The sequence below is a fragment of the Aliirhizobium cellulosilyticum genome, from assembly GCF_014198105.1.
GTDB classification, from domain to species: domain Bacteria; phylum Pseudomonadota; class Alphaproteobacteria; order Rhizobiales; family Rhizobiaceae; genus Neorhizobium; species Neorhizobium cellulosilyticum.
This window is the reverse complement of record NZ_JACIGW010000002.1, coordinates 1,144,521-1,157,942: the sequence shown is the minus strand read 5'-3', so window position 1 is coordinate 1,157,942 and position 13,422 is coordinate 1,144,521. Positions and strand designations below refer to the sequence as shown.

Annotated in this window: 11 protein-coding genes; 5 read left to right on the top strand and 6 right to left on the bottom strand. The window is 60.0% G+C overall.

Going from position 1 to position 13,422, the window contains the following annotated elements:
• Positions 1-2: 2 nt before the first annotated feature.
• The 6 genes from GGE33_RS14400 to GGE33_RS14375 form a co-directional block, all read right to left on the bottom strand.
• Positions 3-1,805: a methyl-accepting chemotaxis protein gene (locus GGE33_RS14400; protein WP_183823983.1), complete on the bottom strand. Its 1,803-nt coding sequence runs from the start codon at positions 1,803-1,805 to the stop codon at positions 3-5.
• Between the two features lie 185 nt (positions 1,806-1,990).
• Positions 1,991-3,673, bottom strand: a complete 1,683-nt coding sequence (locus GGE33_RS14395; RefSeq protein ID WP_148146272.1) for a methyl-accepting chemotaxis protein — start codon at positions 3,671-3,673, stop codon at positions 1,991-1,993.
• Between the two features lie 22 nt (positions 3,674-3,695).
• Positions 3,696-4,211 (bottom strand): chemotaxis protein CheW, encoded by a 516-nt coding sequence (locus tag GGE33_RS14390; protein WP_148146271.1) that lies wholly within the window; start codon positions 4,209-4,211, stop codon positions 3,696-3,698.
• On the bottom strand, positions 4,208-6,208 hold the full coding sequence (locus GGE33_RS14385) for a chemotaxis protein CheA (protein ID WP_183823981.1): 2,001 nt from the start codon (positions 6,206-6,208) through the stop codon (positions 4,208-4,210). Before GGE33_RS14385 ends, GGE33_RS14390 begins: the two co-directional genes overlap by 4 nt.
• On the bottom strand, positions 6,205-6,573 hold the full coding sequence (locus GGE33_RS14380) for a response regulator (protein WP_148146269.1): 369 nt from the start codon (positions 6,571-6,573) through the stop codon (positions 6,205-6,207). The genes GGE33_RS14385 and GGE33_RS14380 overlap by 4 nt, the downstream gene beginning before the upstream one ends.
• Positions 6,570-6,815: a hypothetical protein gene (locus GGE33_RS14375; protein ID WP_183684904.1), complete on the bottom strand. Its 246-nt coding sequence runs from the start codon at positions 6,813-6,815 to the stop codon at positions 6,570-6,572. Before GGE33_RS14375 ends, GGE33_RS14380 begins: the two co-directional genes overlap by 4 nt.
• Before the next feature lie 493 nt (positions 6,816-7,308).
• On the opposite strand from GGE33_RS14375, the gene GGE33_RS14370 reads away from it, so the two are divergent.
• The 5 genes from GGE33_RS14370 (at position 7,309) to pnp (ending at position 13,365) form a co-directional block, all read left to right on the top strand.
• Positions 7,309-8,961 (top strand): hypothetical protein, encoded by a 1,653-nt coding sequence (locus GGE33_RS14370; RefSeq protein ID WP_183833761.1) that lies wholly within the window; start codon positions 7,309-7,311, stop codon positions 8,959-8,961.
• Positions 8,962-9,152: 191 nt separating this feature from the next.
• Positions 9,153-9,560 (top strand): 30S ribosome-binding factor RbfA, encoded by a 408-nt coding sequence (rbfA, locus tag GGE33_RS14365; protein ID WP_148146266.1) that lies wholly within the window; start codon positions 9,153-9,155, stop codon positions 9,558-9,560.
• Positions 9,561-9,577: 17 nt separating this feature from the next.
• Positions 9,578-10,507 (top strand): tRNA pseudouridine(55) synthase TruB, encoded by a 930-nt coding sequence (truB, locus tag GGE33_RS14360; RefSeq protein WP_148146265.1) that lies wholly within the window; start codon positions 9,578-9,580, stop codon positions 10,505-10,507.
• A 157-nt stretch (positions 10,508-10,664) separates the two neighbouring features.
• Entirely contained in the window at positions 10,665-10,934 is a 270-nt protein-coding gene (rpsO, locus tag GGE33_RS14355) for a 30S ribosomal protein S15 (protein WP_112459048.1), read from the top strand.
• 295 nt (positions 10,935-11,229) lie between these two features.
• On the top strand, positions 11,230-13,365 hold the full coding sequence (pnp, locus tag GGE33_RS14350; protein WP_183823977.1) for a polyribonucleotide nucleotidyltransferase: 2,136 nt from the start codon (positions 11,230-11,232) through the stop codon (positions 13,363-13,365).
• Positions 13,366-13,422: the final 57 nt, after the last annotated feature.

Sequence of the window (13,422 nt, the reverse complement as noted above, 5' to 3'; positions counted from 1 at the left end):
GTTTAAGCGCTTTCCCGGAAATCGGCGTCGTCGCTATCGGGGCCACCCATCGACATGTCGAGGGCAAAACCCTTGGCGCGGGCCTGTTGCGACTTGATGCCGTTCGCCGATGAGGCACTCGTCCGCTGTGCCTGCGGGGCAGGCTTGTAGGCCGGTGCCTTGGCAGCCGGTGCCGCGCGGGTGCGGGAGCCGGCCTGATCGACCTTGAAGAAGGAGATCGAGGCCTGCAGCTCTTCGGCCTGGGCAGCAAGTTCTTCAGAGGTCGAGGACATTTCCTCCGACGAGCCGGCGTTTTGCTGGGTCACCTTGTCGAGCTGCTGGATGGCTTCGTTGATCTGGCTGGCACCGATATCCTGCTCGCGGCAGGCGGCGGAGATTTCCGAAACCAGTTCGGCGGTCTTGTGGATCGCAGGCACCAGCTTGTTCAGCATGTCGCCGGCTTCGGCAGCTGTCTGCACCGTCTCGCCGGAGAGCGAGCTGATTTCGGCAGCGGCAGCCTGGCTACGCTCGGCGAGCTTGCGGACTTCCGAAGCGACGACGGCAAAACCCTTGCCGTGTTCACCGGCACGCGCGGCTTCGACGGCGGCATTCAGCGCGAGAAGGTCGGTCTGGCGGGCGATTTCCTGTACGATCGAAATCTTCTCGGCAATCGTGCGCATCGCGCCGACGGCACGGGCCACCGCCTCGCCGGATGCTTCTGCATCCTTGGAGGACTGGCGGGCAATCTTTTCCGTCTGGGCAGCGTTATCGGCGTTCTGCTTGATGTTGGCGGCCATCTGTTCCATCGAGGCGGAAGCCTCTTCGGCCGACGATGCCTGCTCGGTTGCACCCTGCGAGAGCTGTTCCGAGCTGGAGGACAGTTCCTGGCTACCGGACGAAACGTTGTCGGCAGCGGCAAGCGCGTCGGCCACGACGCCGCGCAGGCGCTGGACCATGCTTTCGAGTGCGATGCCGAGCGTATCCTTGTCGGAAAGCGGCTTCGGCGTGACGGTCAGGTTGCCATTGGCAATCTGGTCGGCGATATCAGCCGTATTGCGCAGATTGGCGGTCATCACGTTGATGGTGTTGACCAGATCGCGGATTTCATCGTTGGACTTGATCTGGACGTCCTGGTTGAGATCGCCGATCGAAACGGCCTCTGCAACGCCCATGATCTTCCGCAGACCGTTGCTGATGCTGAGTGCAATCCACAGAGCTGCAACGATTGCGATGAGCAGTGCGATTGCGGCCAGGCCGACGATGAAGTTGCGGGTTGTTGTATACTGATCGTTGGTGTCCGCATCGGCCTTCTGCATGGCCGCGCGGCTTGCATCGGCGCGTGCATTTGCCAACTCTTCGATCGCGTCGACCGTTGAGCGACCTTCGGTCGTCGCCAGCCGCACTGCTTCGGCGCCGTTGCCGGATTTAGCCAGTTCGCGAATTTTGTCATCGATCGCAAACAGCTTGTCACCGAGATCGCCGACATCCTGCCAGGACTTGCGGCCTTCATCGGAAGTTGCGGCTGCAATCAGCCATGCGATCTCTTCCTTGAATTTCACACGGTTGGTGTCGCTGGCCTTGAGATAGCTGTCGACATCAGCGGAGGTGGTCGCTGTGGCCATGTTCATCTGGGCGCGGACGATGCGCAGCTGCAGCGCGCCGACATTCTGCGCATGTTCGAGCCGCTTTGCGGGGCCCGCGATGAGTTCAGAGATCGCGGTGTTGAGGTTGGAGAGGCTGAAGATGCCGTAACCGGCGGTCAATGCCAGAAGGACAATCATCAGTCCGAAAGACAAGGCCAGCTTGAGTTTGATGGTGAAGCGCAAGGAAATACCCCGATATGCATGGATGGCGACGTGGAGCTTTCAACCTCGATGGTGAAAGCTGAATGGATCGGTATTCGGGCAAGACATTCGCCCCGGAACCTCAATTCAAACCGGTCTGACGTCGACGCATACACACGGCGGCGGTGGTCCGGGCCACAAGGGCGGCCCGGACCAGCTAATTTGTCTCAAGCGCTTTCGCGGAAGTGCTGGTCGTCCGCGTCCGGGCCGCCCATCGACATGTCGAGCGCAAAGCCCTTGGCCTTGGCCTGTTGAGCATGGACGGAATGGCCGCTCTGAGCCGGTGCCCGGTAGGCGGGCTTTGCAGCAGCGCGCGGGGCAGGGGCGGCAGACCGTTTGGGTGCCGGTTTTGCGCCCGCCTGATCGACGCGGAAGAAGGCGATCGATGCCTGAAGCTCTTCAGCCTGGGAGGCGAGCTCTTCCGACGTTGCCGACATTTCTTCCGATGCGCCGGCATTCTGCTGGGTCACCTTGTCGAGCTGCTGGATGGCTTCGTTAATCTGCGAAGCACCAATATCCTGCTCGCGGCAGGCGGCGGAGATTTCCGAGACCAGTTCAGCGGTCTTCTGGATGTCCGGAACGAGGCGGTTCAGCATTTCGCCGGCTTCGGTTGCGACCTGAACGGTATCACCCGAAAGCGCGCTGATTTCAGCGGCGGCAGCCTGAGAACGCTCGGCGAGCTTGCGCACTTCCGAAGCAACGACCGCAAAGCCCTTGCCGTGTTCGCCGGCGCGTGCAGCCTCGACCGCGGCGTTAAGGGCCAGAAGATCTGTTTGACGGGCGATTTCCTGAACGATGGAAATCTTTTCGGCGATCGTCCGCATCGCGCCGACGGCACGGTTGACGGCCTGACCAGAGGCTTCTGCATCCCTTGAGGATTGACGCGCGATCTTTTCCGTCTGGGCAGCGTTGTCGGCGTTCTGCTTGATATTGGCAGCCATCTCTTCCATCGAGGCGGAGGCTTCTTCGGCCGAGGATGCCTGTTCGGTCGCGCCCTGCGAAAGCTGTTCGGAGCTTGCCGAAAGTTCCTGGCTGCCCGAAGAGACGTTGTCGGAGGCCGACAGCGCATCACCGACCACGCCGCGCAGGCGCTCGATCATCGTGTTGACGTAAGTGAGCAGGTCGCCGATCTCGTCCTTGCTGGAAATTGTCGCAAAGCGGGTAAGATCGCCTTCGGCAACGTTCTGCACCGCGCTGACTGCGTTGCGCAGACCCTTGTTGATGCTCAGCGCGATCCAAAGCGCGGCAAGCGTTGCGATCAGAAAGGCCGCCGCAGCAACCGAGATCATGATCATCCGGGTCTGCGCATAGTCGACATCAGCCTGTTCGTCAGCGGCCTGAAGGCGGCTGTCCTCAAGCTTGATGACTTCTGCGAGAAGAGCGTCGATCTGGTTGATCACTACGCGTGCTTCGTTGCTGGAGACCTGATTGGCACCGGTCTGGTCGCCTGCCAGCATAAGGGCGCGGATGCGATCGTCCTGTTTGCGGAATTCTGCGGTGAAGCCAGAAAGTTTGTCCCAGTAGACCTTGCCCTGCTCGGTCGCGCGCGCCTGGATCATCTGAAAGCTTTCGTCATAGGCCTTACGTGCCGCGTCGTTGCTTTCGATGTAGCGTTGCATGTCAGCATGAGTGGAAGCGAGCAGAAGGTTTTTCTGCTGGCGAAGCTGCTGCAATTGTTCGGCATTGAGCGTCTGCGTCAGCTTGAGACGCGTCGCCGGACCCTGGATAACCTGTTCCAGAGTATCGTTGAGGTTGCCGAGGCTGAAAATGCCATAACCGGCAGTCACAATCAGCATCATGATAATGAAGCCGAAGGCCGAAGCGAGCTTTAACTTGATCGAGGCACGCATATGTAATCTCCGTCAAATATGATCAACCGTGGGTCGGCGCGGTTGCGGAACGCTCGTGTCTGGCCGAAAAGATGACCTGCAGATTGGGAACGATGATGAATTCGCTTCCCCGCTTCACGAGGCAGTTGATGAAATCCGGGCGCCAGCGCATGCCCACACTTGGCGGCGGTTCGCTGGCGGATTGCAAAAGCGTGGTGACTTCATTCACCTTGTCTGTGCGGATACCTGCAAGTACCGGCTCCCCATCGATTTCGATCTCGATGACGATGATCCGGCTGTCGATGGTCGGCTTCGTCGCCTCCATGCCGAAAGCGAGGCGGATATCGGCAAGCGGAATGACCTTGCCGCGGAAGTTGATCACGGCACCGACAAAGGCCTTGGCGCCCGGAACACTGGTTTCCGGCAAGAGATCAAGGATTTCCTGAACGATGAAGGCTTCGAGCGCGAAGGTTTCGCCGGCGATCTCGAAGGTAAGCACCTCGAGTTCGTCGCGTCCTTCCCACAGATCTTCCGAAAGTTTTGCTAAGGCTTGGTTCATCCGGCTGCGCGCAGATGCGCCTCCTGCTGCTGGCCCTCGGCGACGAGGTGGCCGACATCGAGAATAAGAGCGACATCGCCGTCGCCTAGAATGGTGGCGCCTGAGAAGGTCGCCACGTCATGGTGAAGCTTCGACATGCCCTTGATGACCGTCTGATGGTCGCCGATGATCTGGTCGACGACCAGGCCGACGCGTTCCGAACCGGTGGATATGACGACCACCTTCTGGAAGGGATCGGGCGTCGTGTTTGTGCGGAATAGATCGCGCAGGCGAAGGAAGGGAACGAGGCTGTCGCGCAGAGAGATGAAGCTGCGACCGCGAGAGCGCATGTCTTCCTCGATCGAGAGCTCGAGGCATTCCTCGACCGCCGAAAGCGGGATGACGTAGCGGCCGTTTCCGACACGCACGAGCAGGCCGTCAATGATGGCAAGCGTCAGCGGGATGGCGAGCGAAATCTCCGAACCTTCTCCCGGACGGCTGACGACATTGATCGTGCCGCGGAGCGCGTCGATGGTGCGCTTTACCACGTCCATGCCGACGCCGCGGCCCGACAGGTTGGTGACCTGGCTCGCTGTCGAAAAGCCCGGCTGGAAGATCAGCTGGTAGAGTTCCTGATCGCTGAGGCTGGCATTGGCGGCTATGAGACCGGAGGATTCCGCCTTGGCGCGAACCCGCTCCTTGTTGATGCCGCGACCGTCATCCTTGATCGTGATAATCACTTCGCCGGCCTGCTGGCGGGCGGACAAGTGGATATGGCCGGCTTCTGTCTTGCCCGCTGCAAGTCGATCTTCCGGTGTCTCGAGACCGTGGTCACAGGAATTGCGGACCAGATGCACCAGTGGATCTGCCAAGCGTTCGATGACGCTCTTGTCTACTTCCGTGGTTTCGCCCTCGGTGACAAGTTCGATCCTCTTGCCGGTTTCGTTCGCCAGATCGTGGACCAGGCGGCGGAAGCGGCTGAACAGATGCGTAACCGGCACCATGCGCAGGACCATCATCGTGTCGCGCAGCTCGCCGGAAAGACGTTCGACGTCTTCGGACACGGCACGAAGCGTGAGATCGCCGCTGCCGCCTGCCAGCTGAGAGAGTCGCGACTGGGCAATCACCAATTCACCGACCCGGTCCATCAGTTCGTCGAGCTTTTCGGCCGGAACGCGGACATTTTCATTCGCCTTGGCGGCCTTGGCGTCGCCCGGAGGCGGTGCCGTTGTTGCCGCGGCTGTCGGTGGTGCGGAAGCAACCGGTTCGGCCGCGACGGGCGCAGCCGCTGCAACAGGTGCCGGTGCTGCGACAGTTGGCGTTTGTGCCGCAACTGCGATCTCTTCGACGGCCAGTTCCATATCGTCCATGACGAAGATGAACACGTCATCGATCGCGGAACGCGGCTGATCGGTCAGAAGCTCGACATCCCAGGAAACATGCAGGTCGGTCGGCACGAGTTCATCGAGCGCGGGAATGCCGGAACGGTCGGCGACAATGCGGCAGGTTCCGAGATCGCGCAGCTCGTCGAGCAGCGGCAGCGGATTGGTGCCGTTGGCCATGGCATTCTGCGGCAGGCTGAAACGGATCTTGAACAGTGTCTTGGCTGGAGCCGCAGAAACAGATGCTGCTGCCGGATCGCCGCTGCCGTCGACGGCGTGGCGCAGATTGGCAAGCAGTACCTCGCTCACTGCTTCATGATCGCCGGCAGGTGTCTCCACCAGCGCGCGCATGTGATCCTTGGCTTCGAGAACGGCGGTAACGAGCGCATGGGTTGCCGGAACCTCGCCCTTGCGCACCCGGTCGAAGGCCGTTTCGCAATGGTGGGTAAAGGCCGCAAGCGCCTCGAAGCCGAACATGGCACCGGAGCCCTTGAGCGTATGGAGGCCGCGGAAGACCGCGTCGACCTGATCCTTGTCGCCGAGATTCACATTGAGATCGAGAAGCCCTGCCTCGATCTGTTCCAGAAGCTCGGCTGCTTCTGTTCTGAATACCGCGATAGGATCAGGGAAGCTCATTTGCCGAGCACCTTCCTGGCGATCTTGACCAGGCTTTCCGGGTCGAAGGGCTTGGTGAGCCAGCCCGTTGCACCGGCAGCCTTGGCCTGCTGCTTGATTTCACCGTCGGACTCGGTGGTGAGGAAGATGACGGGCACACCCATATGTGCGGGCAGCTTGCGCAATTCCCGGATCATCGTCAGGCCGTCCATATTGGGCATGTTGAGGTCGGTGATGACCAGATCGAACTGCCCTGCATTCAGCTTGGCAATGCCATCGACCCCGTCGACGGCTTCCGTAACCTGGTAGCCGGCATTGGTCAGCGCGACCCTCGTGGTCAGGCGAATGCTCGCCGAGTCATCGACGGTCAGGATGTTGGCACTCATTGAATTTTCCCTTGATGAAGCCAGAATTTCGCGTCGTCGTCCGACATGCCTTCCAGGAAGCCGCTTCTGCGGAGCGTTTCGAGAAGTACACCGCTTGCCGGCTGCGCAAGCGTGATGATCTTGCCAGCCGTCCCGGCATAAACGCGGGCGGCCTCGACCATCTGAATGAAGCTGATATCGACCTGCACCTCATCCGAAAGCTCGATCTTGGCGGCCTCGTGTGCATCGATGAATTTCAGCATATCCTCGCGTATGGGCACGATAGCCCGGACCGTCAGATTTTCGGGCAAGCGGAGGCATGCTTCATTTTGACTGGCAATATCCATACCTACTCCAAAAGCCTTAGAATGTGCTGAAATGGTCTGCCAAATTTGAGACACTATGCTTAACCAGAGGTTAATTGGTGCCAGTGAGTTTTCATGTGCATTAGTCACAATTAGCGTTTAGCTAATGTTCATATCTCCCGAAAATTAACCACGAGCACTGAAACCAAAGGGGTGTTTTGACCCGGTTAACTGTCGCCGGGGCAGATTTCTTGCATGTGAGGACAACCCGTGCCCGGCTTTCACTGCCGGCGGAGAGTTGTCCCATAATGAACAGGGCAAATCGTTGCCGATAAGGGTGGAAAACCCCGGCAGAACGTGAAGGGTGGCCGAAGTGGCAGTTGCGGCAGTTTTGGTGAACAGAGCTGAGCCTTATGAAGGCTCGGCCTCGGTTTCTGGTCTTGTTGAGCGAATGGAGACCGCGAGGTCCCGTATCGAAGAGCGCTTTCTCGACGGGGGGGCAGCACTTCTTTCCGTTCTCGACGTTCTCAACAAGCTGATCGGATCGCTCGACCAGATTACCGGATCGCTCGACGAGGAAACGGCCAATGCCACCATGGCCGAATTGCAGCAAACCGTCGGCCGGCTTTCCGAACTCAGCGCAATCGAGACCGCGCGTCAGGCCGGTTTTGTCGATATTTCCGGGGCGGAACGCAATCTGCGACCGCATGTGGCGGATATGCAGGAAACCATGCGCTACCTGCGCACCTTTGCGGTGACAGCCAAGATCACCGGCGCGGGCATTCCTGATTTCGCAGGTTTCGCTGAAGAAATTCTCGAACGCATCCAGACCGGGACAAGGCAGGTGAACGAGTTCGGCGACAAGTTGAAGTCTCTCGGTTTGGGCCTGGGTTCGGTCATGGAGCGCGGCGCCGCAACGGTTGAGCGTTATGAAGCGACCATTCCGGGCATCGTGACCGGTCTTTCGACCGGGGGCGCCGAGATCAGCGCTCAGCAGAAAGTACTGGTCGAGCGCGCGGCGCGCGTGCGCCAGATCGCGGCCGGCATTCAGGGCAAGCTGGCTTCCGTTCTATCTGCCATGCAGATCGGCGATATCACCCGCCAGCGCATCGAACACTGCCAGAGCACCTTGACGCTTCTCGACGGTTACCTTGAAACTGAGGCCGGAATGCTGGCGCCGGCCGACCGGGAAAACCTGTCGTCAATCATCACCAATCTTGTCGCTCTGCAGCTCAGCCAGTCAATCGACGATTTCGATCGCGATACGATGACGATCGTCGAGACCGTAGCAAGCTTCCGTTCCGATCTCGGGGAGATTGATGGTTTGCGCCGGATGATGACCGAAGGCGGCGGCGATAACGCGATGCGCCGGCTTGAAGCCAATGTCGGCGTAGCGCGCGAGGCTGTCCAGGAAATCGAGGCAGTGGCGCTGGAGGCGGGCGAACTCAGCCGCTCGACCGGAACCACGGTTCGCGAACTGATCAATGGTGTCGGTCTGCTCCAACTGGTACGCACCGACATTCATTATATGGCGCTGAACACCAATTTGCGCTGCGGCAAGATCGGCGAACACGGCAAGGCACTCAATGTCGTCACTGCCGAACTGCGCAATTTTGCGGCACAGCTGGACGAAACGGCAGAGAAGGTGCTGGCCGAGCTGAAGACCCTGGAAACGGCTTCCGACAAACTGAATATCGGTCATGAAGGCGATAGCCAGGAACTGCTGGACGATCGGCTGGCAAGGGCAATGCAGAGCATCCGCGACGTCGGCGATCGGATGGATGCAGAAATGGATGGGCTGAGCGAGCAGAGCGGCGTCGCCATCGATCAGATGGAACACTCCTTGTCGCGCCTTAATTTCAAGGCGGAACTCGGCGAAGTGCTGCGCAATTGCGCCGACGAGATATCGATGGTCGAGGCGGCCGAACTCTCCGCCGACCTGGAACCGGTACTTGCCGATCTCGGCGCCCGCATCGGCAAGCTTTACACCATGGTTTCCGAACGTGAACTGCATGCGGCTGTTCTGGGCACCGCGCCTCCTGTCGAAGCGGCCGTTGTTGCGGCTGTCATGAGCGACGACGATATCGACGACGCCCTGTTCTAATAAGGCCTGACCTCGTCATCCGTCTCTGAGGGATACAACCTGCGTCCTGCGGTGGCGGGGCGCGATTTATCGGCACCTGCGCCTTGACCTTTGGCCGGCTCTGGGTCATTTGACGCCCTTGATTGAAAAGGCGCCCAAGGGTCTCACCCTGGCGGGACGAACCCCGGCGGCGTTAGCAAAGAGAACAAGACATGGCAAAGGCTACATCTTCGGCGCCGTCCCAGCGCATGCTTCGCGTTGGCGAACAGGTTCGCGCCGCCATCACCCAGGTCCTGCAGCGCGGCGAAGTGCGCGACGACCTGCTCGAAAAGACCGTTATCTCCGTTTCGGAAGTGCGCATGTCACCCGACCTGAAGATTGCGACCGCGTATGTAACGCCGCTCGGTCTTCCAGACCATGAGGCCGTGATTGCAGCGTTGAACCGTAACGCGAAATTCATTCGCGGCCGGCTCGGCGGCCAGCTTCGGCAGATGAAATACATGCCGGAAGTCCGCTTCCGCGACGATACCAGCTTCGACAACTACAAGAAGATCGATGAGCTCCTGCGTTCGCCCGAGGTCCAGCGGGATCTTGGTGCGACAGACGAAGACAAAGAATAATCTACTAAAGAGAACGCATGTCCAAACCACGCAAACCCAAGGGCCGGGCGGTTTCCGGCTGGCTTATCCTCGACAAGCCGGTGGACTTCGGTTCGACCGAAGCCGTGTCCAAGATCAAGTGGCTGCTCAACGCCCAGAAGGCCGGTCACGCCGGCACGCTCGATCCGCTTGCCTCCGGCATGCTGCCGATTGCGCTGGGCGATGCGACGAAAACCGTGCCTTACGTCATGGACGGTCGCAAGATCTACGAATTCACCGTGACCTGGGGAGAGGAACGCTCGACCGACGATCTGGAAGGCGAGGTGACGGCTTCCTCCGACACGCGCCCGGCCGAACAGGCGATCCGCGATCTGTTGCCGAACTATACCGGCGTCATTCAACAAATCCCGCCACAGTTTTCGGCAATCAAGATCGCCGGCGAGCGCGCTTATGATCTCGCCCGTGACGGCGAGACCGTCGAAATCCCGGCCCGCGAAGTCGAAATATTCCGTCTGACGCTGCTTGGCGTGACGCAGAACGAGGCGCATTTCGAGGTCGAATGCGGCAAGGGCACCTATGTGCGCTCGCTTGCCCGCGATTTCGGCCGCGAACTCGGCTGCTACGGTCATATTTCCAATCTCCGCCGCACCTTCGTCGCGCCCTTCGGCGAGGACAAGATGGTGCCGCTTGCCGATCTGGTGGCGCTGGAAGAGATCGAGGACCGCGACGAGCGGCTTGCCGCTCTCGACGCCTATCTGATCGATACCGCCGAGGCGCTCTCCTCATTGCCGCATCTGCCGGTGACGGAAGAACAGGCGCACCGCATCAAGATGGGCAATCCGATCATCCTGCGCGGCCGCGACGTGCCCGTCGAAGAGCCGGAAGCCTATGCCACCGTCCGCGGCAAGCTGATCGCCATCGGCGAGATCGGCCAGGGCGAGTTCCGCCCGAAGCGCGTGTTCGGCTGATCCGGCGTGGCACCTCTTCCAATTAGAGCTTGAATGGTCTATAGGCAGCGCCAGCCAAAGGGCTGCCTTCGGGCAACACTTTGCATTCACGGCCAAGGCTGGACGACATCCCGGCCTTTGGCGACCCTATTTCCTCTCCACTATAAAGGATCAGACGATGTCGATCACTGCAGAACGCAAGGCCGAACTCATCAAGGAATACGCAACCGTCGAAGGCGATACCGGTTCTCCGGAAGTCCAGGTTGCCATCCTTACCGAGCGGATCAACAATCTGACGGAACACTTCAAGGGTCACAAGAAGGACAACCACTCCCGTCGTGGCCTTCTGACCATGGTTTCGAGCCGCCGTTCGCTTCTCGACTACCTGAAGAAGAAGGACGAAGCCCGTTACACCAAGCTGATCACCAGCCTGGGCGTGCGCCGCTAACAAGTTCTCGGCGGGTTCCTCCTCGGAAGAACCCGCCGGATCGCTATTTCGGCCCCTTTTGGGGTGCCAGACTGAGGCGGACCCGGATGGGCCGGTTTCGCCACCAAAACCAGACCTGTCATGGGGCAGGATTGCAGGATGCTTTTGACCGGAGCCGAAAACGGCTTCGGTCAGTTCAAAAAGCCTCTCGTTGTCTTGCCCGTGATGTGTCGCAATGACTGCGGTGAAGTGTGTTGCCGCCCCTTAGCTGGAAAAGCCGGGGCGAGACGCCGTTTCCCGCGTTGAAGGACAATATATGTTCAATACCCACTCCGTCGAAATCGAATGGGCCGGCCGTACGCTGAAGCTGGAAACGGGCAAGATCGCCCGCCAGGCTGACGGCGCCGTTCTCGCTACCTACGGCGAAACCGTCGTTCTCGCCACTGTCGTTTCGGCCAAGGCGCCGAAGCCGGGCCAGGACTTCTTCCCGCTGACCGTCAACTACCAGGAAAAGACCTATGCCGCCGGCAAGATCCCGGGTGGCTACTTCAAGCGCGAAGGTCGTCCGTCGGAAAACGAAACGCTGGTTTCGCGCCTGATCGACCGCCCGATCCGTCCACTCTTCCCGGAAGGCTACAAGAACGACACCCAGGTCGTCGTTACCGTCGTCCAGCATGACCTCGAGAACAACCCGGACATCCTGTCCATGGTTGCAACCTCTGCAGCGCTTACCCTGTCCGGCGTTCCCTTCATGGGCCCGGTCGGCGGCGCACGCGTCGGCTACATCAACGGCGAATATGTCCTGAACCCGCATCTCGACGAGATGGAAGAATCGGTTCTTGACCTCGTCGTCGCCGGCACCCAGGACGCCGTCCTGATGGTTGAATCGGAAGCCAAGGAACTGAACGAAGACGTCATGCTCGGCGCCGTCATGTTCGGCCACAAGGGTTTCCAGCCGGTCATCGACGCGATCATCAAGCTCGCTGAAGTGGCTGCCAAGGAACCCCGCGACTTCCAGCCGGAAGACTATTCCGAACTCGAAGCCGAAATGCTCAAGCTGTTCGAAGCCGAGCTGCGCGAAGGCTACAAGATCACCCAGAAGGCTGATCGTTACGCTGCAGTCGACGCCGTCAAGGCAAAGGTCAAGGCTCACTTCTTCCCGGAAGGCGTAGAGCCGAAGTACACTGCCGAAGTCATCGGCTCCGTCTTCAAGCACCTGCAGGCGAAAATCGTTCGCTGGAACATTCTCGACACCAAGAGCCGTATCGATGGCCGTGACCTCGTCACCGTCCGCCCGATCGTCTCGGAAGTCGGCCTCCTGCCGCGCACCCACGGTTCGGCTCTGTTCACCCGCGGTGAAACGCAGGCGATCGTTGTTGCCACGCTCGGCACCGGCGAAGACGAACAGTATGTCGATAGCCTCACGGGCATGTACAAGGAGCGCTTCCTGCTCCATTACAACTTCCCGCCCTATTCCGTTGGTGAAACCGGCCGCATGGGCTCCCCGGGCCGCCGCGAAATCGGTCACGGCAAGCTCGCATGGCGCGCTATCCGCCCGATGCTTCCTTCGGCTGAACAGTTCCCCTACACGCTGCGCGTCGTCTCCGAGATCACCGAGTCGAACGGCTCGTCCTCGATGGCAACCGTCTGCGGCACCTCGCTCGCTCTGATGGACGCCGGCGTTCCTTTGGCAAAGCCGGTTGCCGGTATCGCCATGGGCCTGATCCTCGAAGGTGAACGCTTTGCCGTTCTCTCCGACATCCTCGGCGACGAAGACCACCTCGGCGACATGGACTTCAAGGTTGCAGGTACCGCCGACGGCATCACCTCGCTGCAGATGGACATCAAGATCGCCGGTATCACCGAAGAGATCATGAAGGTCGCACTTGCCCAGGCACAGGGCGGTCGTACCCACATTCTCGGCGAAATGGCCAATGCCATCTCCGAAGGCCGTTCGCAGCTCGGCGAATTCGCACCGCGCATCGAAGTGATGAACATCCCGGTCGACAAGATCCGTGAAGTCATCGGTTCGGGCGGCAAGGTCATCCGCGAAATCGTCGAAAAGACCGGCGCCAAGATCAACATCGAAGACGACGGCACCGTGAAGATCGCATCTTCGTCGGGCAAGGAAATCGAAGCGGCCCGCAAGTGGATCCACTCGATCGTTGCCGAGCCGGAAGTCGGCGTGATCTACGAAGGCACCGTTGTGAAGACCGCCGATTTCGGCGCCTTCGTCAACTTCTTCGGCGCCCGCGACGGTCTGGTCCACATTTCGCAGCTCGCTTCCGAGCGAGTTGCCAAGACCTCTGACGTCGTCAAGGAAGGCGACAAGGTCTGGGTCAAGCTGATGGGCTTCGACGAGCGCGGCAAGGTTCGTCTCTCGATGAAGGTCGTCGACCAGGCCACCGGCGAGGAAATCAAGAAGGCCGACGGCGACGCAGCCGCCGAATAAGCTTTCGCTTGATTGAAATCAGGGGCGCGGAAGTTTCTTCTTCCGCGCCTTTTCTTT